The sequence below is a fragment of the Pseudomonas sp. MYb541 genome, assembly GCF_037479595.1.
GTDB classification, from domain to species: Bacteria; Pseudomonadota; Gammaproteobacteria; order Pseudomonadales; family Pseudomonadaceae; genus Aquipseudomonas; species Aquipseudomonas canadensis.
Genome location: NZ_JBBGYS010000030.1, coordinates 50,002 through 73,067 on the forward strand (window position 1 = coordinate 50,002; position 23,066 = coordinate 73,067).

A 23,066-nucleotide genomic window follows, 5' to 3' on the forward strand; every position below is an offset into this window, starting at 1 on the left:
TTTTAACATGTTGATAAATAACGATTAATAATTATCTATAAACAAAAATTGTTCATTTTTATGACATGCCTATACTGACATGTCAAAAACATGAACATGGATACCGCCCAATGAGCATGGCGTTCAGCGTGCAAGACCTCGACTACCTCACGGCCCTGGGGCCTGCCGCGCTGAATGATGGCCCGGTTGCCGCACTGGAACAGGCCTGGCGCGACTGCCTGGCCGGCCAGGTCGAACGCCCGACGCACGTGCGCCAAGTGATCTGGGATTCTTGGCGGCGCAGCGTCCAGGCCGGTATCGACCCGGCCGACAATACGTACCGCTTCGTTGCCGCCGACACGCTGGCCGCCACCCAGGCCACCCACCGCGTGCTGATCGAGGCGGCTGCGCAGGTCATGCATGGCTTGCTGGCCTACAACCCGCGCGGCCATATCAACCTCACCGATGCCGACGGTACTACCCTGTATTTCTGTGGGCTGGACATCACCCCCGTGGGCAGTCGCCTGCTGGAATCGGTGCAAGGCACCAACTGCACCGGCCTGGCGCTGGCCGAGGATCACCTGGTGTACGTGCTGGCTGAGGAGAACTTCGGCATCGGCCTGCGCCAGCGCCGTATGCATTGCGCCGCCGCGCCGATCAAGAATGCCCAGGGCCAGACCGTGGCGATGCTGACGCTGACCGCCGAGCCCGGCTGGTTTCACTTCCATACCCTCGGCACGGTGCAGGCCGCAGCCGACGCGGTATCGCGGCAGATGGCCCTGCAAGGGCTGTTGGAAGAACAGCAGACTGTCCTCGAAGTGCTCAACGAAGGCCTGGTGGTGCTGGACGAACGCGGCTGCATCAAGGCGCTCAACCGCTATGCCCGGCAGCTGTTTGGCGTCGGGCTGGAGCTGATCGGGCAGCCGTTCCAGCAACTGGGCCGTAGCGAACTGAGTGACGCCCTTGGCGCACCGGTACGCGACCTCGACTGCACCTTCTTCCTGCACAACCGCAGCCAACTCGCCTGCCTGGTCTCGGTGTGCCCGCTGGAGCAGGGCGGTGTGATCGTGTCACTGCGCGAGAACCGCCGCATTCGCGAAATCACCCGACGCATCATCGGCACCCGGGCCAGCTACACCTTCGACACCATCCAGGGCAGCTCGCGAGCGATCCAGGACGCGCTGCACCTTGGGCGCATCGCCAGCCGCAGCGATTCCACCACCCTGATCCTTGGCGAAAGCGGCACCGGCAAGGAGCTGTTCGCCCAGGCCATCCACAATGGCAGCGAGCGCTGCAACGGCCCGTTTGTGGCGGTCAACTGCGGCGCGATTCCACGAGACCTGGTGCAAAGCGAGCTGTTCGGCCACGTCGAAGGCGCGTTCACCGGTGCCAGCCGTGGCGGCTCGGCGGGCAAGTTCGAACTGGCGGATGGCGGCACCATCTTTCTCGATGAGATTGGCGACATGTCCTTCGATGCCCAGGTCAGCCTGCTGCGGGTGTTGCAGGAGGGTGAAATCACCCGAGTGGGCGCGAAAAGCTCACGGCAAGTGAACGTGCGCATCATCGCCGCCACCCACCGCAACCTCAGCCAGGCGGTCGCGGAAGGCGCGTTTCGTGAAGACCTCTACTACCGCCTCAACGTGCTGAACCTGACCGTGCCACCGCTGCGCATGCGCCGTGAAGACATTGCGCTGCTGGCGCGGCATTTTCTCGCCCGCTGCGCGCGCTCGTTGCGTAAATCGGTGCAGGGCTTTTCGCCGGAGGCGATGGCGCTGCTGTCGGCCTACGGCTGGCCGGGCAACGTGCGCGAGCTGGAAAACAGCATCGAACGGGCGACCAACCTGGCGATGGGAGAGCTGATCGAACCGGTGGATCTGCCGCTGGAAAGCCGCCAACGCACCCCGCTGCGCGCCCACGAAGCGCCGCCCGCCCAGGACCTTAGCAGCCACGAAATGCACGCCATCGTCGCCGCGCTCAACAGCACCGGCGGTAACATCCGTCTGGCTGCGCGGCAGCTCAACGTGTCGCGGGGTGGACTGTACAACAAGATGAGTCGGTTCGGCTTGAGTATTGCGGATTTTCGCAAGCCTTTGTAGGCGCGATGTTTCAGTTACCCATGTTCTCCGACGTCACAATCTGCGGTGGCACATACACCCGCTGCCGCACCGGATCGAACCCCTCTGCACTCTGCAACTCCACCATCAACCGCACCAACGCCGTCGCCGTCTGCCCCGGCTGCGAATCCATCACCACATCGATCAACCCCTGGCCCAGTGCCTGACGTGACAGCGCGGTCGACTCCTGCAGGATGCAACACAACGCCGGCCGCTTGGGCAACTGCGCCAAGGCGCTGATGATGCCGTCGCCGCCGCCGCCCACCACGCATAATCCGCGCAGGTCGCTGTGGCGGCTGATCAGGTCGAGGGTGGCTTCTTCGGTGATGTCGCAGTTGTCCAGGTTGATCAACGGTTCCAACGGTTTGAGCCCTGGCGCGTGCTCGGCCAGGTAGCTGTACAAGCCTTCGACCCGTGCCTGGTGGCCGAGGAAACGGTGGCCGCCGAGCAGGATGCCCACGCTGCCTTTGCGAGCGCCGCAGGTGCGGGCGAGCAGCCAGCCCATGGTGCGGCCGACCACATGGTTGTCCTGGCCGACGTAGGGTTCTTCGGCCTGTTCGTGGATATCCGAGAGCAGGGCAACCACGGGCACACCGGCTTCGCGGATCTGCTTGAGGCAGGCGTTGATCAGCGGATGGGCAAAGCTGACCACCGCGAGGCCATCGCATTGCACGGCCAGTTGTTCGATCTGCGCGACAATGGCGCTGGGCGTGCGATCGGCGATGTACTCGAACTGGCACGTCAGGTTGGCAGCGCCATGCTGTTCGGCGGCGGCGTTGATGGCTTGCGCCAGGCTGGCATAGAACGCCTGGGCGGTGGCCAGCAACAGGATGCCGAAACGATAGGTCGGCCGGCGTTCGCGAATGCGCTGGCCGATCAACCGCGCCGCGAAATACCCCACGGCTTCGGCCGCCTGGAACACCTGCTCGGCGGTCTCGGGATTGACCGGCGCACGTGCGTTCAACACACGGTCGACGGTGGCCACGCTGAGCCCCGCCTGGGCGGCGACGGTGGCGATGGTTGGGCGTTTATTGTTGTTCATGACAGGCCCCTTTGAGCGTCTTGATAGAAAACTATCAAGCCCCGCTGGGCCTGGATGATAGCTTGATAGGGAATGGATTCAAGGCATTGAGGGTGAAAGATTCGTTCTCTAAGGTGGGTTTCACACAGCACCTGAAACCACCCGCTTGCGGAGAACAATAACAATGCCTGAACACACCGCTCACACCGCCCGGCGCGATTACAGCCTCACCGGCCCCGAAGCCGCCCGCGCGGCTGAAAAGGGCCTGGTCTCGGCCAGTTGGTACCAGTCGCCCATCTCGCGCAAACGCATGAAAGAACTGATGCAGCGCCGCGACGGCCCGGCCTTGCTCGACACCGCCCTCTGGGTGATCGCACTGTTGGTCACCGGCTTTGGCGGCTACTGGTTCTGGGGCACCTGGGCCTGTGTGCCGTTCTTCCTCGCCTATGGCGTGCTCTACGGGACCGCGTCCAATCCGCGTTGGCACGAAACAGGTCATGGCACCGCGTTCAAGACCCGCTGGATGAACGACGGGCTGTATCAGGTCGCCAGCTTCATGTGCATCTTCGAACCCCACGTATGGCGCTGGAGCCATGCCCGTCACCACACCGACACCATCGTGGTCGGCCGCGACCCGGAGATCGTCGAGCCGCGTCCGCCAAGCTTTTTGATGATGTTCTTGAGCCTGTTCAACCTGCCCCTGGCCTGGAAAACCTTCAGCGGTGTGGCGCGGCATGCCATTGGCAAGATGAGCGCCCAGGAAGCCGACTTCATCCCCGAATCCGAATGGCCCAAGGTGTTTCGCGCGGCACGGATCTGGGTCGGTATTTATGCGGTGGTGATTGGCACCGCGTTGTACCTGCACAGCTGGCTGCCGCTGATGCTGATTGGTCTGCCGAGCCTCTACGGTGCCTGGCTCGGCTATATCTTCGGCCTTACCCAGCACGTCGGCCTGGCGGAAGACGTGCTGGACCACCGCAGCAACTGCCGCACCATCTACATGAACCGCGTGCTGCGCTTTATCTACATGGACATGAACTACCACCTCGAACACCACATGTACCCGATGGTGCCTTACCACGCCCTCGCGCAACTGCACGAAGAGATCCGCAGCGACTGCCCGCCGCCGTACGCCAACCTGTTCGAGGCGTACAAGGAAATCTTGCCGACGATCTGGAAGCAGCGCAGCGATCCGACCTACTTCATCCAGCGCCCGATCCACACTAAAGCCGAACCGGCTGCCCATGCCCCGCTGCATGCAGAAACAGCTGCTGGCTGAATTCCCCCCTAGAACAAGAGAAAACACCATGAACGATCAATGGATCGACGTCTGCGCCGTGGGCGAAATAGACGAGGAAGACGTACTGCGCTTCGACCACGGCCCGCACACCTACGCGGTGTATCGCTCGGCCGAGAATGAATTCTTCGCCACTGCCGGCCTGTGCACGCACGAGAAAATCCACCTGGCCGACGGCCTGGTGATGGACCATGTGATCGAGTGCCCCAAGCACAACGGGCGTTTCGATTATCGTACGGGCAAGGCCCTCGGCGCGCCGGTGTGCGTCAACCTCAAGACCTACCCGGTGCGGGTCGAAGCGGGGCGAGTATTGCTCGCCGTCACGGCGTGATGATGAACGCCCCCCTGATCATCGTCGGCGCCGGCCATGCCGGTGGCCGCGCGGCGCTGACCCTGCGCGAAGAAGGTTATGCCGGGCGCCTGATCCTGATCGGCGACGAACCGCACTTGCCCTACGAGCGGCCGCCGCTGTCCAAGGGCGTGTTGCAGGGCACGGCGGACCTGGCTGGCTGCAGCCTGTGCGACAGCGCGCGGCTTGCCGAGCTGGGCATCGAGCATATCGCCGGTAACCCGGTGACGCAGTTGCAGCCGCAGCAGCATCGCCTGCAACTCGCCGACGGCCAGTGGCTGCCGTACGCGGGCCTGTTGCTGGCCACTGGCGGCCGGGCGCGCCGCTTGCCCCAGGAGCAGGCCCATGTGCTTTACCTGCGCACCCATGATGAGGCGCTGGCCCTGCGCAGTGCGCTGAAGGCAGGTACGCGGCTGGTGGTGGTCGGTGGTGGCTTTATCGGCCTGGAAGTGGCAGCGACGGCACGTGGCCTGGGCTGCAAGGTGACACTGCTCGAAGCCGGCCCGCGCCTGGCGGGGCGGGTGTTGCCACCGGTCATCAGCGAGGCGCTGCTGGCGCTGCATCGTCAGCACGGGGTCGACGTGCGCTTGAATGTGGCCTTGGAATCCATCCAGGCCGATGCCGTGTGGCTGGTCGACGGGCAACGCTTGCCCTGCGACTTGGTGGTGGTTGGCATCGGCATGCAACCCAATACCGAATTGGCCGCAGCGGCGGGGTTGGAAGTGGGGCAGGGCATTCGCGTCGATAGCCACCTGCGCACCAGCGCGCCGGGCATTTATGCCGCCGGTGACGTGTGCGAGTTTCGCCTGGGTGGCGAATACCAGCGCCAGGAAACCTGGCGCAATGCCGAAGCCCAGGGCCGGCATGCGGCGCTGAATCTGCTGGGGCGCGAAGTGCCGTTCGAGGCGCTGCCCGGTTTCTGGTCCGATCAGTTCGACTGGGGTTTGCAGACCGTGGGCGTAATCACACCGACAGTGGTCAACCGCCCATTACCGAGCGGTGGCCTGTTGCTGTTCTACCTCGATGCCGATCATCGTCTACGAGGCGCCTGTGGTTGGGCGCCGGGCAACAGCGTGGCCAAGGACATCAAGCTTTGCGAGCGCCTGATCAGCGCCCGGATCCCCCTTGATCCCGCCAGCCTGGCCAACCCCGAGCTGTCCCTCAAACCCCTGCTGCGAGGCTGATATGCGCCAATTCCTGGTGTTCCAATCCCTGTGGGCGATGCAAACCGAACCTGGCGCCCTTGACGCCCAACTCGACCGCATCCAGGCCGCCGGTTTTGACGGCATTACCGATCATTACTGGCAGCCTGCCGACGTCGCGCGTTTGCACGCGGCGGCTAGCTCAAGAGGCTTGCAGATCGAGGGCCAGTTGTTCCCGCAATCGGTGGATGACCTGGCCGCGGCGCTGGATGTGATCAGCCGCTATGGCTGCCACCACCTCACCCTGCAAGCCGACGTGCGCCCGCGTACCCAATCCGAGGCGGCCCGATTGGTCGAAGGCTGGCAACGCCTGGCCGAGCAGGTGGACTTTCCGGTGTTGCTGGAAACCCACCGTTATCGCCTCACCAACGACCTGTTGTTCACCCTCGACCTGCTGGCGCAAATGCCGGATTTGAAGCTGCTGGCCGACCTGTCCCACTACGTGGTCGGGCGTGAACTGCCCGAGCCCGGCGCGCCTGAAGACGACGACCATATCCGCACGATTTTGCGCCACAGCTGGGGGTTCCACGGCCGTGTCGCCAGCAGCGAACAGGTGCAGGTTTCCCTGGACTTCCCCCAACACCAAGCCTGGGTACAGCGTTTTACCCAGTGGTGGCGCTACGGGATCGAAGACTGGCTGGCCCGGCCCGACATGTCACAGAGCCTGTCCTTTACCTGCGAACTGGGGCCGCCGCCCTATGCGATTACCGGTGCGGACGGCCGCGAAATCAGCGATCGCTGGGCCGAAGCGCTGAAGATGCAGGCGCTGATTCGCGACGTGTGGGAGAGCTGTCAGGCATGATCTGCTAATCTGCGCGGGTTGAATTTCGCCCTTTAGCCTGGACTTTCTCCATGACACCATCCTCCGTTCAGCCGCCCCTTGAGCCGCAGTCCGTCTGCCATCCCATCACCAGCAGCGCGATTTTCATGGTTGCCACCGTTGCCCCCGGCAGTGAAGAGACGGTGCGTGGCTGGTGCGCGGACATCGCCGGCTTGGTGCGTTCGGTGGGCAAGCGCGTGCCGGCGGGCAATCTGACCTGCGTCTGCGGGTTTGGCTCGGACGCGTGGGACCGGCTGTTCGGCGCACCGCGCCCGGCGGCGCTGCATCCGTTTCGTGAATTCGGCGTAGAAGGGCGCAAAGCCGTGTCTACACCGGGGGATATCCTGCTGCATATCCGCGCCGAACAGATGGACTTGTGTTTCGAATTGGCCACCCACGTGATGGCGGCCCTGGGCGACAGCGTCAAGGTGGTGGATGAGGTCCAGGGTTTCCGCTATTTCGACATGCGCAGCATCATCGGCTTTGTCGACGGCACCGAGAACCCGGTGGGGCGCAAGGCCGAAGGGTTCACCATTGTCGGTGATGAGGACAGCGAATTTCGCGGCGGCAGCTACGTGCTGGTGCAGAAGTACCTGCACGACATGACAGCCTGGAACGGCCTGACGGTGGAGGCCCAGGAGAAGGTGATCGGGCGGACCAAGCTGTCGGATATTGAATTGGACGAAGAGACCAAACCGAGCAATTCCCACAGTGCGCTGACAGTCATCACCGACAAGAACGGCGATGAAGTAAAGATCCTGCGCGACAACATGCCTTTCGGCCGCCCCGGTGCCGGTGAGTTCGGCACCTACTTTATCGGCTATGCGCGTTCGCCGGAGCCTCTGGAATTGATGCTGAAAAACATGTTCGTCGGCCGTCCGGTCGGCAACTATGACCGCCTGCTGGATTTCAGCACGGCGGTCACCGGCGGCCTGTTTTTCGTGCCTTCGGCCGATCTGCTGGAAGAGCTGGCCGAGCGTGAGCCACAGGCTTAAGCCAGCAACCCGGTACTGACCGCCACAATCAGGAAGATCCCCAGCAACGCGCGATAGATCACGAACGGCCAGGTGGAGAACCGCTCCAGGAACTTCATCAGGCCCCAGATCGCAAAAAACGCCGAGATGCTCGCGACCACCAGGCCGAACAGCAAATGCGGCCAGGCATGGGCGGGCATGTCGGCGTGCAGCAGCACCCACAGTTCCTTCAAGCCGGCGAGGGCGATGGCGGGCAAGCCGAGCAGGAAGGAGAACCGCGCGGCTTCCTCACGCTTGAAGTTGAGGAACAGCGCGGCGGTCAACGTAGAACCGGAACGCGAAACCCCTGGAATCAGCGCACCAATCTGCGCAATGCCCACGATCAACGCATCCCGCAGGCGCATCTTGCTCACCTCGCGGGTGTGCCGCGCGCGCACTTCGGCCACCGCCAGCAGCACGGCCATGACCACGCAGGAAATACCGATCACCATCAACCCGCGCAACGGCGAGTTGCAGGCGTTCAGGGTCGAAGACAGCGCCAGGCCAGCGATGCCGATGGGGATGGTCGCCAGCACAATCGCCACCGCCAGCTTGAACCAGCGATCGTTGTAGTCACCTCTGCGCACGGCGTCGATGCTGCCGGTGGTCACCTGGCGCACATCTCGCCAGAAGTAACTGACCACTGCCGCCAGCGCCGCCAACTGCATCGCCGCGGAGAATGCTGAACCGGGGTCCTGCCAGCCGAGTAGGGCGGGTACTACGCGCATATGGGCGGTGGACGACACCGGCAGTAGCTCGGTAATACCCTGGATCACGCCCAGGATGAAGACTTGCAGGTAGTCCAGGGAGGCAAAACCCACGTCCAGGCCAGCGGTACAGGCGTTTGTCAAAATACGTGTCCTTGAAAGAGAGCGGCAATTTCGCGGAGTTTATTCGAAATGTTTCAGGGTTTTGGCAGAGGCAACACCTATTTGCAATCGGTTCAGCAAGTAGAAAGGTTGGCCGCTCTCTTGGCCTGCCCACCGGTTTTGTGAACAATGGCGCCCTGTGTTTTTTCACCGAGAGTCTCATGCCCGAAGTCACCGTCGAATTGATCCAGACCGGCCCGGAGCACGCCGAGCTGATCCGCAATCTTTACCAGTACTACGCCTATGAATCCTCTGACTGGGAACAGGAAGATGTCGAGGCCGATGGGCGTTTCTACATCCATGACGAACACCTGGTCCGCTACTGGCAGGACACGCAATGGAGCGCCAACCTGCTGTTGGTGGATGGCTATATCGCTGGCTTCCTGTTGATCGAAGGCAGCGAGCTGCCAGGCATTGACGCCCTGGAGTTGGCCGACTTGTTCGTCCTCAAACGCTACCGCCGCAAAGGCATTGGCCGCGCCATTGCCAGCCAGGTGCTGTGCAGTGGCGAGGCCGATTGGCTGGTGCGCTTCTATGACCAGGACGAAGTGTCCCAAGCGTTCTGGCGCACGGTGCTGGATAACCTGCCGCGTCCGGTGCAAACGATTGAGCTGGAGGATGAGCCGCAACTGGTGAGTTACCTGATTACGCGGGCGGCACTGCATTAAACGCCTGCTGCATCACCTGCGGCGGCTGCCCGAACGCCCTTAAAAATGCCTGGCGCATGCGCTCGCGATCACCAAACCCGGTTTCGCGGGCGACCACCTCGACCGGGTGGCGACTGGTTTCCATCATCGCCCGTGCCGCTTCTACCCGCAGCGACTCGATGGCCTTGGCCGGTGTCTGTCCGGTCTCTTCCCGGAATACCCGACTGAACTGGCGCGGGCTGAGGCGGGCGACATCGGCCAGGGCGTCTACCGACAAGTCGTGGGTCAGGTTCTCACGGGCATAGGCCAGGGCCAGTTGCACGCGGTCCGACTTGGGGTCCAGCTCCAGCAGCGCCGACAACTGCGACTGTTCACTGCCCCGGCGTTGGGCGATCACCAGTTTGCGCGCAATGCGCCGGGCCAGATCACTGCCCAGGTCGTTTTCCACCATCGCCAAAGCCAGGTCCACCCCGGCACTCATGCCGGCACCGGTCCACACCTGGCCGTCCACCACGAACAGCTTGTCTTCTTCCAAATGAATGTCCGGATAGCGCTTGCGAAAGGCTGGCGCGTGAATCCAGTGGGTGGTGGTGCGCTTACCTGCCAGCAAGCCCGCTTCGGCCAGCACGAAGATGCCCATGCACAACGAGGCGACGCGTCGCGACTGGGCGGAGGCGGCCTTGACCAGTTCCAGCAGGTTGGCCTCCGGCAGGCGGAACTCCAGGTAGCCGCTGACGATGAGGGTGTCGTAACCCTCCGGCCGGATCGGCGTGGTGTTCACCGAAAAGCCCTGGGACGTCATCACCGCGCCGCCGCTCTCCGACACCAGGTGAAACTCATAGGCCGGTTCGCCGCGCAGCAGGTTCGCGCACTCGAACACCGAGCCCAGGCTGAGGCTCAGGGACTGGAAGTTCGGGTAAACCATCAGCGCAACGCTGTGCATCGCATGTCTCCGGGTGGGGGGAGCAGGGATTGTCGGCGGCTGCCGGGAAAACGGCAACCGACTTTGGCGGATGTCCGAAATCCTTGCGGATCTGACATTGTGCGGGTCTGGCCAGGCTCCTAACATTCCCTCAACGAACTAGACGACTGGTCTAATCCGATGAGCAACGAAACTAAAACTGTACGCCAGAGCATTCTTGATACGGCGCAATTGATTGTTGGCCGCAAAGGATTTTCTGCGGTGGGCCTGAACGAAATACTGCAAGCCGCCGACGTACCCAAAGGTTCGTTTTATCACTACTTCACCTCCAAAGATGCGTTCGGCGTTGTATTGCTCGACCACTACTTCGACAACTATGTGCACGGCATGCAGCAACTGTTCGACCTGCCGGGTTTAACCCAGCACGCCAAGTTGATGGCTTATTGGCAATGCTGGATCGACAACCAGACCGGCTGCACCGACGCGGGCAAATGCCTTGCCGTCAAACTCGGTGCGGAGGTGTCAGACCTTTCAGAGCCGATGCGCCTGGCCCTGCAACGTGGCACTGCACGCACCATCGGGTTGCTGGCCGAGGCCTTGCAGCAGGGCGTCGAAGACGGCTCGGTAGCGATTACGCAACACCCGGACAGCCTGGCCCGGCGCCTGTATGCGTTGTGGTTGGGCACCAGCGTCATGAGCAAGATCACCCGTACTACGGCGCCTTTTGATGAGGCGTTGGGGTTGACCCGACAGTTGTTGGGTCAGCCGGAAGAAACTGACATTCACACCTATCGAGGCACTGGAAAATGAAAGTATTAATGGTACTGACCTCTCACGACCAGCTTGGCGATACCGGCCGCAAGACCGGCTTCTGGCTCGAAGAGTTTGCCGCACCCTACTACGCGTTCAAGGACGCCGGCGCCGAGATCGTGCTGGCTTCACCGGCCGGCGGCCAGCCGCCGCTGGACCCGGTGAGTGACCAACCGGACTTCCAGACCGAACAGACTCAGCGCTTTGCCGCCGATCCTGCCGCCCAGCAAACCCTGGCGACCACGGTGAAACTGGACTCGGTCAACGCCGACGATTTCGACACTGTGTTCTACCCAGGCGGCCACGGCCCGCTGTGGGACCTGGCCGAATCGCCGGTGTCGATCGCGCTGATCGAGTCCTTCGAGCGTGCTGGTAAGCCCATCGGCTTTGTCTGCCACGCACCGGGCGCGCTGCGTCACGTCAAGGCGGTAAATGGTGAACCGTTGGTCAAGGGGCGTCGCGTCACCGGGTTCTCCAACTCGGAAGAGGCGGCGGTGGAGCTGACCGATGTGGTGCCGTTTCTGGTGGAAGATGAATTCAAGAAGTTGGGCGGCCTTTACGAGAAAGGCGCTGACTGGCAGTCCTTTGTCATTACCGATGGCTTGTTGGTTACCGGGCAAAATCCTGGCAGTTCCAGTGATGTCGCTAAAGCCCTGCTGAAACTGACCGCTTAATTAAATAAACCGCTGAGTTCATTGGCGACTTTTATAAGTCGCCAATGCTTTAGCACGTCCAGAATTTGGAAATGATTAGATGACTGACAATGTTTTAAGTACCCCGATAAAGCTGGGTCACCATACGCTGAACAACCGTATTGTCTTGCCGCCATTGACGCGCCAGCGCAGCGCCCAACCGGGTGATATCGCGACCGACTTGATGGCCGAGTATTACCGCCAGCGGGCCAGTGCCGGTTTCATGGTCAGCGAAGGCACGCAGATAGAGCCACGTGGCCAGGGCTACGCCTGGACACCGGGCATCTACACCCCGGCGCAGATCGACGGTTGGCGCAAGGTCACCGACGCGGTGCATGCCGAGGGCGGGGTGATCTTTGCCCAGTTGTGGCATGTCGGTCGGGTGTCGCATAACGCCTTGCAGCCAGAAGGGGCGGCGCCAATCGCACCGTCTGCCCTCCAGGCCCTGCAAGCCAAAGCCTTTATCGAAACGGCGCCGGGCGAGGGCGAGTTGAAACAGCCGCCTGTGCCACGTGCATTGACCACGCAGGAGGTCAAGGAACTGGTCGGGCACTACGCCCAGGCTGCACGCAATGCGCTGGATGCCGGGTTTGACGGGGTGGAGATCCATTCGGCCAATGGCTACCTGGTGAACCAGTTCATCTCGGCCCATGCCAATCAACGTGACGATGAGTACGGTGGTTCGTTGGAAAATCGCCTGCGCTTTCTGCGTGAGATTGTTGAGGCGGTGAGCGCCGTGGTCGGGCCGGAACGCCTGGGCGTGCGCTTCTCGCCGTTGTTCAGCGGCACCGATCAGGACCGCGTGTACATCGGCCTAGTGGAAGACGACCCGCACCACACCTACATCGAAGCCATCAAGGTGCTGGAAGCGTCGGGCATCGCCTACGTCTCTATCGCTGAAGCCGACTGGGACAACGCCCCCGACCTGCCTGAAACCTTCCGCCGTGCAGTGCGCCAGACGTTCAGCGGACGGATCATCTACGCCGGCCGCTACACCGCTGAACGCGGTGCGCGGTGGGTAGAGGCGGGGCTGGCGGATTTGATCGCGTTCGGGCGGCCGTTCATCGCCAACCCGGATCTGCCGCAGCGGCTGTTCAAGGGGTGGCCGTTGAATCCGCTGCGGGTGGAGGGCATGTACGGCGGTGGTGCAGAGGGTTATATCGATTACCCGGTTTACGCCGAATAATCAGGCAACCCGCAACACAATCTTGCCAATATGATCCCCACCTTCCATCCGCGCATGCGCCTGATCGGCCTGGGTGTAATCGAACACCTGGTCGATCATCGGCAGGCAGCGCCCGGCTGACAGCACTGGCCATACATGCTCGCGCAGTTGGTCGGCGATTGCGGCTTTTTCGTCCTTGGTCCGTGCGCGCAGCAGCGAACCGGTGACGATTGCGCGTTTGCCTAGAATGGTCAGCAAGTCCACCTCATTGGCCTTGGCACCGCCGAGGAACCCCAGCATTACCAGACGGCCGTCCATCGCCAGCGCCTTGAGGTTGTTGTTGAGGTAGGAGGCCCCCATGATGTCGAGGATCACATTCACGCCTTGATCAGCGATCACCTGGGCGAAATCCTGTTCGCGATAGTTGATCGCTTCTGCCCCCAGGGCACGAATGGCCGCACATTTTTCTTCGCTGCCGGCGGTGGCAAACGCCTGGATGCCGAACTCGCGGCACAGCATCAGCGCGGTGGTGCCGATACCACTGGTGCCGCCGTGGATCAGCACCCGCTGGCCGTTGTGGGCGCCGCCGATGCCGAACAGGTTGGCCCACACGGTAAAGAAGGTTTCCGGGATGGCCGCCGCTTGAATCCAGTCCATTCCTTCGGGAACCGGCAACGCCTGGCTGGCGGGCACTGCGCAGTATTGGGCGTAACCACCGCCATTGGTGAGGGCGCAAACCTTGTCACCGACGGCGTACTCGGTCACGCCATCGCCCAGCGCTACCACTTCACCTGCCACTTCCAGGCCGGGGAGTGGGCTCATGCCGGGTTTCATCGGGTACTTGCCGGCGCGTTGCAAGGCATCTGGGCGGTTGACGCCGGCGGCGTGCACGCGGATCAGGATTTCACCGGCTACCGGCGAGGGCAGTGGCACCTGGCGCGGTTTGAGCACCTCGGGGCCGCCAGGGGTGGTGATTTCAATCAGGGTCATGTCGGTAGGCAGGGGCATTTTGCGGGTCCTGTTGCGGTGAGCGTATGAAGTGGGACCACGCTGCGCGACGGTTGATTCAAATGAAACCGTGCAGCAGGGTCATCTTGGATATTTTCCATGGTCGACAGGATAGCAAGGTCGCATGATGCAATAATGCTGCGATTCGGCAACACATCAATGCATATATGCAGCAGTGGAGGACCCAATGAACTGGGACGATGCACGGGTGTTCCTGGCGGTGTGCCGGGAGTCCACATTGCGCGGCGCCGCACGGTTGTTGGGCGTGGATCAGGCCACGGTAGGCCGGCGGGTCAACGCACTGGAAAAGTCCTTGGGCGCCACCTTGTTCCTGCGCACGTCCGAGGGCTACGCGCTGACGGCCGTGGGCGAGGCTGCATTGCTGTCGGTGGAGAAAATGGAGCGTTCAGCCCTCGACCTTGAGCGCCAGGTTCAAGGCCTGGATGATCGTTTAACGGGCACCGTGCGCGTCAGCACCACCGATTCCCTGGCCATCGACTTCCTGATTCCGTCCATCGCTCGCCTGCACGACAAACACCCCGACGTGCGCGTGCAACTGGACGCTTCCACCCAAATGCTCAGCCTGGCCAAGCGTGAGGCCGACATCGCTGTGCGCAACCAGCGTCCGGATAACCCCGACCTGATCGCCCGTCGCATCGCCCGTTGGCCGTTGGGCCTGTTTGCCTCCCAGGACTACATTGACCGCCACGGCGTGCCCGAACCGGGCAGCCTGTTCGAGGGGCATGACCTGGTGGTCTACCAGCCGCATCTACAAAGCATGAAAGAGCTGACCCTGGTTTCCGAGCCTCTGGGCCGAGGGCGCATTGTTGCTGCCTTGAGTTCCAGTTTGCTGGTGCGCCGCTCGATCGCTGCCGGCATCGGCATAGGCGAAATCCCGGTGTGCACGGGTGAGCGTGACGGGCTGGTGCGCCTGTGGCCCGAGCGCACTCGGCCACTGCCGTACGACGTGTGGCTGGTGACCCACGCCGACCTGCGCCACACCGCACGGGTGCGGGTGGTGATCGATGAAATCGTCGCGGCGTTTGCCGGCGTCGGGGAGTGAGGTCAGCACAGACTTGCAAGCGTGAGGGCGCCTCGGCCGACACAATCGACGTTTATGTCGACCTACCGAGAGTACGCATGAACGAATCAAAATGTCAGGACTTGGGGCTGCTGTTTCTGCGGGTCAGCGGAGCGCTGTTCCTGTTGTGGGTACATGGTTTGCCCAAGCTGCTGAGTTACAACGAGCAATTGAAGCTGATCGAAGATCCGTTTCATCTGGGCGCTTCGGCCACGCTAATGTTGGCGATATTTGCTGAAGTGCTGTGCCCGCTGCTGATCATTGCCGGCGTGCTGGTGCGTCTGGCGTGCCTGCCGATCCTGTGTGTGCTGCTGATTGCCTTGCTGGTGGTGCACCCGGAGTGGACGCTGTTCGAGGCGCAGTTCGGTTGGCTGCTGTTGATCATTTTCACCACGGTGCTGATCAGCGGGCCAGGGCATCTGGTACTGCCTCAGCGTTTCTCTTGAGCAAAAAAAGGCCGGGCAAGCCCGGCCAAATAAGGAGAGGAGGGTTTAGGTGTTTCAGCGGTTCAGGAACGCCAGCAGGTCTTCATTCAACTGCTGCGCATGGGTCACGGCAAACCCGTGGGGGGCGTCCTTGTAGACTTTCAACTCGGCACCCTTGATCGAGGCAGCGGCCACTTTGCCGGTTGTCTCGAACGGTACTATCTGATCGCCATCGCCGTGGATCACCAGGGTCGGCACGTCGATCTTGGCCATGTCCGGGCGGAAGTCGGTTTCGGAGAATACGGTGACGCAGTCGACGGTCGATTTGAGGGACGCCAGCAACGCTACCTGCAAGGTTTGGGTCAACACACCTTCTGAGACAACCTGGCCTTTGTTGGTGCCATAGAACGGTGCGTTGAAATCACTGATGAATTGCGCACGGTCCTTCAGCAGCCCGGCCTTGATGCCGGCGAACACTTCAGCCGGCACGCCTTGCGGGTAGTCCGGTTTCTGACCAAACAGCGGCGTCACCGCGCCCAGCAACACCAGGCCGGCCACGCGCGCGCTGCCATGGCGTGCGATGTAGCGCGCCACGTCGCCGCCACCCATGGAGAAGCCCACCAGGGTCACGTCCTTGAGGTCCAGGTGCTCGATCAACTGGGCGATATCGTCGGCGAAGGTGTCGTAGTCGTTGCCGGTCCACGGCTGGTCCGACCGGCCAAAACCACGGCGGTCGAATGCGATGGTGCGAAAGCCGCGGCTGCTCAGGTATTCCATCTGGTATTCCCACATATCGGCATCCAGCGGCCAGCCATGGCTGAACAACACGGGCTTACCGCTGCCCCAGTCCTTGAAGTAGATCTGGGTACCGTCTTTGGCAACGAATGTGCTCATGGAAAACTCCTTGGAGGGTGGGAAGAGAATGCTAGTTCACTATTGCGCTAAACCGGACGAAGGGCTTGTACGCCTGTGCTCGGTTGAACGGTTGAGCGTCTATGCTGGTCGATTGACTTCCAACGTCAGATCACACAGGTGAACGAAATGGCCAAGACTTACAGCTACGCCGCCCAGAACGCCAAGGACTCCCTCAAGCCCTACACCTTCGAGCGACGTGCGCCGGGGGCGGATGACGTGCAGATCGACATTCTCTATTGCGGCGTCTGCCACTCCGACTTGCACACCGTGCGCAACGAATGGAATAACACCCTTTATCCTTCCGTGCCCGGCCATGAAATTGTCGGTCGCGTGACTGCAGTGGGGGGCAACGTCAAGACGTTCAAGGTCGGTGACCTGGCCGGCGTCGGCTGCATGGTCGACAGTTGCCAGCACTGCGCGTCCTGCGCCGAAGGCGAGGAGCAATATTGCGAGAACGGCTTTACCGGCACCTACAACGGCCCGGTATTCGGCGGTGAGAACACCTTCGGCGGCTACTCCGACAGCATCGTGGTCAAGGAGAAGTTCGTGCTGCGCATTTCCCACGACGCGTCCAACCTGGCCGCCGTAGCGCCGTTGCTGTGCGCGGGCATTACCACCTATTCGCCGTTGCATCACTGGAAGGTGGGCCCCGGCAAGAAGGTCGGCGTGGTCGGCCTGGGCGGCCTGGGCCACATGGCGGTGAAGATCGCCCATGCCATGGGCGCCCATGTGACGCTGTTCACCACCTCACCCAACAAGCGTGAAGACGGTTTGCGCCTGGGTGCCGATCAAGTGGTGGTATCAAAGAATGCTGACGAGATGGCCAAGGTCGCCAACAGCCTGGACTTCATCCTCAACACCGTTGCTGCACCGCACAACCTCGATGCGTTCCTCAACCTGCTCAAGCGTGACGGCACCATGACCCTGGTCGGCGCGCCCGACAGCCCGCACCCGTCGCCGACGGTGTTCAACCTGATCTTCAAGCGCCGCAGCCTGGCCGGCTCGCTGATTGGCGGCATCCAGGAAACCCAGGACATGCTGGATTTCTGTGCCAAGCACGGGATTGTCTCGGACATCGAAATGATCGATATCCAAGGCATCAATGAGGCCTATGAGCGGATGCTCAAGGGCGATGTGAAGTATCGGTTTGTGATCGATATGGACAGCCTGAAAAAAGAAAGCCACGCCGCCTGACCCCCTTGTGCAGGAGCCGGTAAGCCGGTTCCTATGGGGTTTTGATGTTCAGACTGAGAGGTGCTCGTAAAAAATCGTTGCACTTACCACCGTGCCCATCAGCGTTGATCATCGGATAGGCATTGGCGTCTGAATATTGTGTAAAAGGCCATTATTGAAGCTCACGAATGATCCGGCAAAAGACCGGGTCATCCAGGTACGCCACGTTCAGGCGGGTCCAGGGCGAGGTATCTTTTGGCTGGGTCGAGAAGATCGAGCCGGGTGCGAGCATCACGCCCTGGGCCAGGCAGTGCCGGGTGAGCACATGCGCGTCCTCGATATGCGGGAAGCGTGCCCACAGGTACAGGCTCTGCTCCGGGCGGCAAAACACCTCGGCGCCGAGGTCGTCGAGCAGGTCGAGGCCGCGCGCGGTGGCGTGGCGCAGGCGGTCTTGCAGGCGCGACAGGTGCCGTAAAAACTGCCCTTCGCCGAGGATCACGTCGATAGTGCGCTCACTGTATTCGGCGCCGCTGTTGTGCAGGATCATCTTGATGTCCGCCAGTTCTTCCACGCGTTGTTTGCTGCCGGCGATAAACCCCACACGCAACGCCGCCGACACCGATTTGGAAAAACTGCCGACATACAGCGTGCGGTTGAGCTGGTCGAGGGAGGACAACTTGATCGCGGAGCTGGGCTTGAAGTCGGCCATTGCATCGTTTTCCACCAGTAGCAGGTCATAGGTCTCGGCGATTCGCAGCAGTTGGTGCGCCTTAGACGGAGACAGGTCCGAGCCGGTGGGGTTGTGGCCGATGGACTGCAGGAAGAACAGGCGCGGTCGATGGGCCTTGATCAACTGCTCCAGCACCTGCAGGTTCGGCCCGTCGGGCTCGCGGGGCACACCGAACATGCGCGCGCCTTGCAATTGCAACTTGCCGAACAGCGGGTAGTAACCGGGGTCTTCCACCAGGACCGGGTCGCCGGGGTTGAGGTAACGACGGATGATCAGGTCCATCGCGTGGTTGGCGCCCAGGGTGGTCACCAGTTGGCGCGGTGAGACGGGCAGCGCGTAGTCCGCCAGTTTTTGCACCAGCCGTGTGCGCAGTCCGGCATTACCCAGGCGTGTGCCATAGCGAAACAGCGTGGTCACGCCTGCCCGCACGACCTGGCGGTGGAACTTGTCCAGGCGCATGTCCATCAGCCATTCAACTGGCGGAAAGCCTTCACCCAGGTGCGAGTGGCCAGGGTCGCGCACGAACTGCTGGCGCATCATCCAGATGGTGTCCAGCGCCCGGTTGTAGGGTTGGCTGTCTTCCTCTTCGCTGGTGTGGGCCACGCGCTTGATCACGAAAAAGCCCTGGCCGTGGCGCGCCTCCACCAGCCCCTCGGCGGCCAGGTGTTCATAGGCGGTGATCACCGTGTTCTTCGAATGCCCATGCAGGCGCATGTATTCGCGCAGAGACGGCAGCTTCTCGCCGGCCTTGAGGGCGCCGTCGGTGATTTGCTGGGCGATGGCGCTGGCCACCTGTTGCGCGAGGGTCGTGCGCGACATGCTGCAATTCCTTGTGGATGCTTCTTATGGGTACAGTGTCTGAACTGTCCGGCAAAACTGTACCTTCTTTCAAGGCTACAGATGGGGCAATTTGACGGCATCCAATAACAAATGACTCCTTGAGGAGCCCTGCATGTCGATCGATTCCCGCTTGCCCAATTTCCGCTGCCTCACCCCCAGTCAGCGCCTTGAGCACCTGCAACCCTTGCTCGGCCTGAGCAACGAAGACCTGGCGCTGCTGCGCGATGCCGGTGCGCTGCCGCTGGAAATCGCCGACGGTATGATCGAGAACGTCATCGGCAAATTCGAGTTGCCGTACGCCGTCGCCAGCAACTTCCGTATCAACGGTCGCGACGTGGTGATCCCGCTGGTGGTAGAGGAGCCGTCGGTGGTCGCCGCCGCATCGTTCATGGCCAAGTTGACCCGCCCGGCCGGTGGTTTCCAGACCTCCAGCAGCGCGCCGTTGATGCGTGCGCAGGTGCAGATCATCGGCATACGCGACCCGTTTAATGCGCGCTTGAGCCTGCTGCGCAACAAAGACGAAATCATCGCCCTGGCCAATAGCAAGGATCAGTTACTGAACACGTTGGGAGGGGGTTGCCGGGACATCGAAGTGCACATCTTCGCTGACAGTCCGCGCGGGCCGATGCTGGTGGCGCACCTGATCGTCGACGTGCGCGACGCCATGGGCGCCAATACCGTCAACACCATGGCCGAGGCCGTGGCGCCGCTGATGGAGCGCCTCACCGGCGGTAAAGTGCGCCTGCGCATCCTGTCCAACCTGGCCGACCTGCGCCTTTGTCGCGCGCAGTTGCGCATCGCCCCGGAACACTTGGCCACCGCCGAATACAGCGGTGAAGAGGTGATCGAAGGCGTGATTGATGCCTACACCTTTGCTGCCATCGACCCGTATCGCGCCGCCACCCACAACAAGGGCATCATGAATGGCATCGACCCGTTGGTGGTTGCCACCGGCAATGACTGGCGCGCGGTGGAAGCCGGTGCGCATGCCTACGCCTGCCGCAGCGGTCACTACGGTTCGCTGACCACCTGGGAGAAAGACAGCCAGGGCCACCTGGTCGGTACTCTGGAAATGCCCATGCCCCTGGGCCTGGTCGGCGGCGCCACCAAGACTCATCCGCTGGCGCAACTGTCGCTGCGTATTCTAGGGGTGAAAACTGCCCAGGAGCTCGGTGAAATCGCCGTCGCCGTTGGCCTGGCACAGAACCTGGGTGCCTTGCGTGCCCTGGCCACCGAAGGTATCCAGCGTGGGCATATGGCGCTGCATGCACGCAACGTGGCGCTGTCCGCCGGAGCCAGGGGCGACGAAGTGCAGTGGCTGGTTGAGCGCATGGTCGCGACCCACGACGTGCGTGCCGACAGTGCCCGCGCGCTGCTGCTCGACAAGCGCGGGCAGTGAGCATGGACAGCGTTCGGCTGGTGGAGGTGGGCGCGCGCGACGGCTTGCAGAATGAAGCGCGTAGCCTGTCGGTAGACACTCGAATCGCCCTGGTGGAGCGCTTGGCCGATGCCGGTTTGCGCACCCTCGAGGCGGGGGCCTTTGTGTCGCCGCGGTGGGTGCCGCAAATGGCCAATTCCGATGCCGTGCTGCGCGGCCTCGGCCAGCGCACCGGGGTGACCTACACCGCGTTGGTGCCCAACCTGCAAGGCCTGGACATGGCCCTGGCCGCCGGTTGCCGTGAGGTGGCGGTGTTCGCCGCGGCGTCCGAGGCGTTTTCGCAGAAGAACATCAACTGTTCGATCGCTCAGAGCCTGGAGCGCTTCGAGCCGGTGCTCGCCAAAGCCCTGGAGGCGGGCGTTGCAGTGCGCGGCTACGTTTCCTGCGTGCTGGGCTGCCCGTTTACCGGCGCGGTCCCCGTCGAACAAGTGGTCGCCGTCAGCAAGGCCCTGTACACCATGGGCTGCTATGAAATCAGCCTGGGCGACACCATTGGCACCGGCACGCCAGGGGCAACCGCGCGGTTGATCGAGGCCTGCGCCGACGCAGTGCCGCTCAGCGCATTGGCCGGGCACTTCCATGACACCTATGGCATGGCCGTGGCCAATGTGCAGGCCGCTTGGCAGGCCGGCGTTCGAGTGTTCGACAGCTCTGTCTCCGGCCTGGGTGGTTGCCCTTACTCACCGGGCGCCACTGGCAACGTAGCGACTGAAGAGCTGGTGTACCTGTTTGAAGGCCAAGGCATCGCCACGGGCGTCGACCTTGCACAATTGATCGAGGTAGGCGTCTTTATTGATAGTCAGCTGCACCGCAGCGGCGCGTCGCGGGTCGCCAAGGCACTGCGCGCACGCATCCAATAACAATACGTGGAGCACCCATGAACCCTCTCGCAACCACCTTGGCCGGCTTCGGCCCGCTCAAGGGCGTGACCATTCTCGACCTCACCCGCGTGGTGGCCGGGCCTTATTGCGCCATGCTGCTGGCGGACATGGGCGCCAGCGTGATCAAGATCGAGCACCCCGCTGATCCCGATCTGACCCGCGAATTCCCGCCCATGAGCCGCAGCGTCAGTGCGCCGGTCAGCGGCTTTTTCGCGCAGTTCAATCGCAACAAACAGGCGGTGTGCCTGGACCTCAAGCACCCGGACGGCAAGGCAACCTTCCTGGACATGGTGCGCAAGGCCGATATCGTTATCGAGAACTTCCGACCCGGCACCATGGACAAGCTGGGCCTGGGCTACGCGGTTCTCAAGGCGGTCAACCCGGCGCTGGTGTTTACCGCCATCAGTGGCTTCGGCCAGCATGGGCCCAACTCATCACGCCCGGCGTTTGACAGCAGCGCCCAGGCCTGTGGTGGCCTGTGGTCGATGAACGGCACCGTTGAAGAGCCGATGCGCGTCGGTACGGTGCTGGGGGATTTGTCGGCGGCGCTGTACGCCGCCATCGGAACCCTTGGGGCCCTGCGTGAGGCCGAGCGCAGCGGTCAGGGCCAACGGGTGGACGTGTCCCAGCAGGATTCGATCATCTCCCTGACCGAAAACGCCGTGGTCACCTACACTGAAACCGGCGAAGTGGTCGGGCCTACTGGCAACGGCCATCCCTTCGTCAAGCCTTACGGTCGTTATGCGTGCAAGGACGGCTTCGTCTTCTTCGGTGCCTACACCGACAAGTTCTGGCGCGAGGCCTGCCATGCGTTTGGTGATGCGGCCCTGGCCAGTGACCCGGAAATCGACACCATGGCCAAGCGTTTCGACCACGCCACCTACCTGCGGCGGGTCAAGCCCATCGTCGAAGGTTGGTGCGCCGCTTACACCAAGGCCGAGCTGGAGGCCCTGACCGGCGACCGCTTCCCGTTGTCACCGATCAAGAGCATGGATGAAGTGGTGGCCGATCCCCATGTGCGTGAGCGCGACATGGTCATCAGCGTCGAATGCCAAGGCGCGCATTTCGAGGTGTTCGGTAACCCGGTGAAGCTTTCCGGTGGCACCTTGGAGAAAGGTGCCAGCGCCCCTGGCGTCGGCCAGCACAACCAACAGATTTACCGTGAATGGCTGGGCCTGGATCAGGCGCAATACGACGACTTGGTCGCGCGAGGTGTGATTTGAGCCTGCTTACCGCCGAGATCAAGGCGTGTATCGGCCTGGCATTGCCGCCCGTGCGCTTTGAAATCAGCCGCCAGGATATCCGTAAATACGCGGTCGCCACCGGCCAGCGCCAGGCACGGTTCCTGGCAGGGGATGAGGCGCCGCTGATGTTTCTGTTCAGTGTGCTGATGCCGGTGTTGCCCCTGGACCAATTGCGTGAGGACGGCCATTTCCCGGATAACGCGCTGCTGCCGGAACTGCCACTCAAACGTATTCTGGCCGGGGGCAGCCGCTATCAAGTGTACCGGCGTATTTATCCGGGTGATGTGCTGGTTTGCCGCCAGACATTGGTGGATATCCATGAAAAACAAGGCAGTGACGGACCGTTGATTTTCCTGGTGTTCGAAAACCGCTTCGAAAGCGAGGCGGGCGAGCCGCTGGTGATCGAACACCTGACCCGGATAGCGAGGTAA

General features: G+C 62.3%; 23 protein-coding genes. 17 read left to right on the forward strand and 6 right to left on the reverse strand.

Annotated elements, in window-relative coordinates:
• Positions 1-110 precede the first annotated feature (110 nt).
• Positions 111-2,075 carry a sigma-54 interaction domain-containing protein gene (locus WH299_RS18835; protein WP_339550994.1) on the forward strand — a complete coding sequence of 655 codons (1,965 nt, stop codon included), beginning with the start codon at positions 111-113 and terminating at the stop codon, positions 2,073-2,075.
• A 10-nt stretch (positions 2,076-2,085) separates the two neighbouring features.
• Here WH299_RS18835 and WH299_RS18840 read toward each other — a convergent pair whose 3' ends face one another.
• Entirely contained in the window at positions 2,086-3,135 is a 1,050-nt protein-coding gene (locus tag WH299_RS18840; RefSeq protein WP_339550995.1) for a LacI family DNA-binding transcriptional regulator, read from the reverse strand.
• A gap of 163 nt (positions 3,136-3,298) precedes the next feature.
• Between WH299_RS18840 and WH299_RS18845 the strand changes: the two genes are divergently transcribed.
• The 5 genes from WH299_RS18845 to WH299_RS18865 are packed head-to-tail and all read left to right on the forward strand — an operon-like array spanning position 3,299 to position 7,777.
• Entirely contained in the window at positions 3,299-4,393 is a 1,095-nt protein-coding gene (locus WH299_RS18845) for a fatty acid desaturase family protein (RefSeq protein WP_122724519.1), read from the forward strand.
• A gap of 28 nt (positions 4,394-4,421) precedes the next feature.
• Positions 4,422-4,742 carry a MocE family 2Fe-2S type ferredoxin gene (locus WH299_RS18850; protein ID WP_058426960.1) on the forward strand — a complete coding sequence of 107 codons (321 nt, stop codon included), beginning with the start codon at positions 4,422-4,424 and terminating at the stop codon, positions 4,740-4,742.
• Between the two features lie 2 nt (positions 4,743-4,744).
• Complete coding sequence (locus WH299_RS18855; protein ID WP_339550997.1) at positions 4,745-5,944, forward strand: NAD(P)/FAD-dependent oxidoreductase; 1,200 nt, start codon at positions 4,745-4,747, stop codon at positions 5,942-5,944.
• Position 5,945: 1 nt separating this feature from the next.
• Positions 5,946-6,764, forward strand: a complete 819-nt coding sequence (locus tag WH299_RS18860; RefSeq protein WP_339550999.1) for a sugar phosphate isomerase/epimerase family protein — start codon at positions 5,946-5,948, stop codon at positions 6,762-6,764.
• Positions 6,765-6,814: 50 nt separating this feature from the next.
• Complete coding sequence (locus WH299_RS18865; protein WP_339551000.1) at positions 6,815-7,777, forward strand: Dyp-type peroxidase; 963 nt, start codon at positions 6,815-6,817, stop codon at positions 7,775-7,777.
• On the opposite strand, the gene WH299_RS18870 is transcribed toward WH299_RS18865, so the two are convergent.
• A complete protein-coding gene (locus WH299_RS18870) occupies positions 7,774-8,646 on the reverse strand; it encodes an undecaprenyl-diphosphate phosphatase (protein ID WP_339551002.1) in 873 nt (290 codons plus the stop codon). The two genes, WH299_RS18865 and WH299_RS18870, sit on opposite strands and share 4 nt — an antisense overlap.
• A 179-nt stretch (positions 8,647-8,825) precedes the next feature.
• On the opposite strand from WH299_RS18870, the gene WH299_RS18875 reads away from it, so the two are divergent.
• Positions 8,826-9,332: a GNAT family N-acetyltransferase gene (locus WH299_RS18875; RefSeq protein ID WP_126571187.1), complete on the forward strand. Its 507-nt coding sequence runs from the start codon at positions 8,826-8,828 to the stop codon at positions 9,330-9,332.
• Here the strand turns inward: WH299_RS18875 and WH299_RS18880 are convergent.
• Complete coding sequence (locus tag WH299_RS18880) at positions 9,310-10,254, reverse strand: GlxA family transcriptional regulator (RefSeq protein ID WP_123474095.1); 945 nt, start codon at positions 10,252-10,254, stop codon at positions 9,310-9,312. The genes WH299_RS18875 and WH299_RS18880 overlap by 23 nt on opposite strands.
• A gap of 159 nt (positions 10,255-10,413) precedes the next feature.
• Here WH299_RS18880 and WH299_RS18885 point away from each other — a divergent pair, with 159 nt between their 5' ends.
• The 3 genes from WH299_RS18885 (at position 10,414) to WH299_RS18895 (ending at position 12,921) form a co-directional block, all read left to right on the forward strand.
• A complete protein-coding gene (locus tag WH299_RS18885) occupies positions 10,414-11,043 on the forward strand; it encodes a TetR/AcrR family transcriptional regulator (protein ID WP_028619748.1) in 630 nt (209 codons plus the stop codon).
• Positions 11,040-11,717: a type 1 glutamine amidotransferase domain-containing protein gene (locus WH299_RS18890; RefSeq protein ID WP_339551003.1), complete on the forward strand. Its 678-nt coding sequence runs from the start codon at positions 11,040-11,042 to the stop codon at positions 11,715-11,717. Before WH299_RS18885 ends, WH299_RS18890 begins: the two co-directional genes overlap by 4 nt.
• 79 nt (positions 11,718-11,796) lie before the next feature.
• Positions 11,797-12,921: an alkene reductase gene (locus WH299_RS18895; RefSeq protein ID WP_339551004.1), complete on the forward strand. Its 1,125-nt coding sequence runs from the start codon at positions 11,797-11,799 to the stop codon at positions 12,919-12,921.
• Here WH299_RS18895 and WH299_RS18900 read toward each other — a convergent pair whose 3' ends face one another.
• The gene (locus tag WH299_RS18900) at positions 12,922-13,908 is read right to left on the reverse strand and encodes an NAD(P)H-quinone oxidoreductase (protein ID WP_339551005.1); all 987 of its coding nucleotides are present in this window, start codon (positions 13,906-13,908) and stop codon (positions 12,922-12,924) included.
• Positions 13,909-14,095: 187 nt separating this feature from the next.
• Between WH299_RS18900 and WH299_RS18905 the strand changes: the two genes are divergently transcribed.
• Positions 14,096-14,971, forward strand: coding sequence for a LysR family transcriptional regulator (locus WH299_RS18905; protein WP_339551007.1), 876 nt, complete (start codon positions 14,096-14,098; stop codon positions 14,969-14,971).
• Between the two features lie 77 nt (positions 14,972-15,048).
• Positions 15,049-15,435: a DoxX family protein gene (locus tag WH299_RS18910; protein ID WP_339551008.1), complete on the forward strand. Its 387-nt coding sequence runs from the start codon at positions 15,049-15,051 to the stop codon at positions 15,433-15,435.
• Between the two features lie 54 nt (positions 15,436-15,489).
• Here the strand turns inward: WH299_RS18910 and WH299_RS18915 are convergent, their stop codons facing one another.
• The gene (locus WH299_RS18915) at positions 15,490-16,308 is read right to left on the reverse strand and encodes an alpha/beta fold hydrolase (RefSeq protein WP_122724535.1); all 819 of its coding nucleotides are present in this window, start codon (positions 16,306-16,308) and stop codon (positions 15,490-15,492) included.
• Between the two features lie 147 nt (positions 16,309-16,455).
• Between WH299_RS18915 and WH299_RS18920 the strand changes: the two genes are divergently transcribed.
• Entirely contained in the window at positions 16,456-17,523 is a 1,068-nt protein-coding gene (locus WH299_RS18920) for an NAD(P)-dependent alcohol dehydrogenase (protein WP_339498961.1), read from the forward strand.
• A gap of 151 nt (positions 17,524-17,674) precedes the next feature.
• On the opposite strand, the gene WH299_RS18925 is transcribed toward WH299_RS18920, so the two are convergent.
• Positions 17,675-19,051, reverse strand: a complete 1,377-nt coding sequence (locus WH299_RS18925; protein ID WP_339551010.1) for an aminotransferase-like domain-containing protein — start codon at positions 19,049-19,051, stop codon at positions 17,675-17,677.
• A 133-nt stretch (positions 19,052-19,184) separates the two neighbouring features.
• Here WH299_RS18925 and WH299_RS18930 point away from each other — a divergent pair, with 133 nt between their 5' ends.
• The 4 genes from WH299_RS18930 to WH299_RS18945 are packed head-to-tail and all read left to right on the forward strand — an operon-like array spanning position 19,185 to position 23,066.
• Positions 19,185-20,471 (forward strand): hydroxymethylglutaryl-CoA reductase, degradative, encoded by a 1,287-nt coding sequence (locus tag WH299_RS18930; protein ID WP_123474087.1) that lies wholly within the window; start codon positions 19,185-19,187, stop codon positions 20,469-20,471.
• Between the two features lie 2 nt (positions 20,472-20,473).
• Positions 20,474-21,370 carry a hydroxymethylglutaryl-CoA lyase gene (locus tag WH299_RS18935; protein ID WP_123474086.1) on the forward strand — a complete coding sequence of 299 codons (897 nt, stop codon included), beginning with the start codon at positions 20,474-20,476 and terminating at the stop codon, positions 21,368-21,370.
• A 17-nt stretch (positions 21,371-21,387) separates the two neighbouring features.
• Positions 21,388-22,614 carry a CaiB/BaiF CoA transferase family protein gene (locus WH299_RS18940; RefSeq protein WP_126571192.1) on the forward strand — a complete coding sequence of 409 codons (1,227 nt, stop codon included), beginning with the start codon at positions 21,388-21,390 and terminating at the stop codon, positions 22,612-22,614.
• Positions 22,611-23,066 carry an FAS1-like dehydratase domain-containing protein gene (locus WH299_RS18945; RefSeq protein WP_123474084.1) on the forward strand — a complete coding sequence of 152 codons (456 nt, stop codon included), beginning with the start codon at positions 22,611-22,613 and terminating at the stop codon, positions 23,064-23,066. The genes WH299_RS18940 and WH299_RS18945 overlap by 4 nt, the downstream gene beginning before the upstream one ends.

Coding starts and splice junctions, on each gene's coding strand:
- WH299_RS18835 (WP_339550994.1), top strand. CDS start 111: ATGAGCATGGCGTTCAGCGTGCAAGACCTCGACTACCTCACGGCCCTG.
- WH299_RS18840 (WP_339550995.1), bottom strand. CDS start 3,135: ATGAACAACAATAAACGCCCAACCATCGCCACCGTCGCCGCCCAGGCG.
- WH299_RS18845 (WP_122724519.1), top strand. CDS start 3,299: ATGCCTGAACACACCGCTCACACCGCCCGGCGCGATTACAGCCTCACC.
- WH299_RS18850 (WP_058426960.1), top strand. CDS start 4,422: ATGAACGATCAATGGATCGACGTCTGCGCCGTGGGCGAAATAGACGAG.
- WH299_RS18855 (WP_339550997.1), top strand. CDS start 4,745: ATGAACGCCCCCCTGATCATCGTCGGCGCCGGCCATGCCGGTGGCCGC.
- WH299_RS18860 (WP_339550999.1), top strand. CDS start 5,946: ATGCGCCAATTCCTGGTGTTCCAATCCCTGTGGGCGATGCAAACCGAA.
- WH299_RS18865 (WP_339551000.1), top strand. CDS start 6,815: ATGACACCATCCTCCGTTCAGCCGCCCCTTGAGCCGCAGTCCGTCTGC.
- WH299_RS18875 (WP_126571187.1), top strand. CDS start 8,826: ATGCCCGAAGTCACCGTCGAATTGATCCAGACCGGCCCGGAGCACGCC.
- WH299_RS18880 (WP_123474095.1), bottom strand. CDS start 10,254: ATGCACAGCGTTGCGCTGATGGTTTACCCGAACTTCCAGTCCCTGAGC.
- WH299_RS18885 (WP_028619748.1), top strand. CDS start 10,414: ATGAGCAACGAAACTAAAACTGTACGCCAGAGCATTCTTGATACGGCG.
- WH299_RS18890 (WP_339551003.1), top strand. CDS start 11,040: ATGAAAGTATTAATGGTACTGACCTCTCACGACCAGCTTGGCGATACC.
- WH299_RS18895 (WP_339551004.1), top strand. CDS start 11,797: ATGACTGACAATGTTTTAAGTACCCCGATAAAGCTGGGTCACCATACG.
- WH299_RS18900 (WP_339551005.1), bottom strand. CDS start 13,908: ATGCCCCTGCCTACCGACATGACCCTGATTGAAATCACCACCCCTGGC.
- WH299_RS18905 (WP_339551007.1), top strand. CDS start 14,096: ATGAACTGGGACGATGCACGGGTGTTCCTGGCGGTGTGCCGGGAGTCC.
- WH299_RS18910 (WP_339551008.1), top strand. CDS start 15,049: ATGAACGAATCAAAATGTCAGGACTTGGGGCTGCTGTTTCTGCGGGTC.
- WH299_RS18915 (WP_122724535.1), bottom strand. CDS start 16,308: ATGAGCACATTCGTTGCCAAAGACGGTACCCAGATCTACTTCAAGGAC.
- WH299_RS18920 (WP_339498961.1), top strand. CDS start 16,456: ATGGCCAAGACTTACAGCTACGCCGCCCAGAACGCCAAGGACTCCCTC.
- WH299_RS18925 (WP_339551010.1), bottom strand. CDS start 19,051: ATGTCGCGCACGACCCTCGCGCAACAGGTGGCCAGCGCCATCGCCCAG.
- WH299_RS18930 (WP_123474087.1), top strand. CDS start 19,185: ATGTCGATCGATTCCCGCTTGCCCAATTTCCGCTGCCTCACCCCCAGT.
- WH299_RS18935 (WP_123474086.1), top strand. CDS start 20,474: ATGGACAGCGTTCGGCTGGTGGAGGTGGGCGCGCGCGACGGCTTGCAG.
- WH299_RS18940 (WP_126571192.1), top strand. CDS start 21,388: ATGAACCCTCTCGCAACCACCTTGGCCGGCTTCGGCCCGCTCAAGGGC.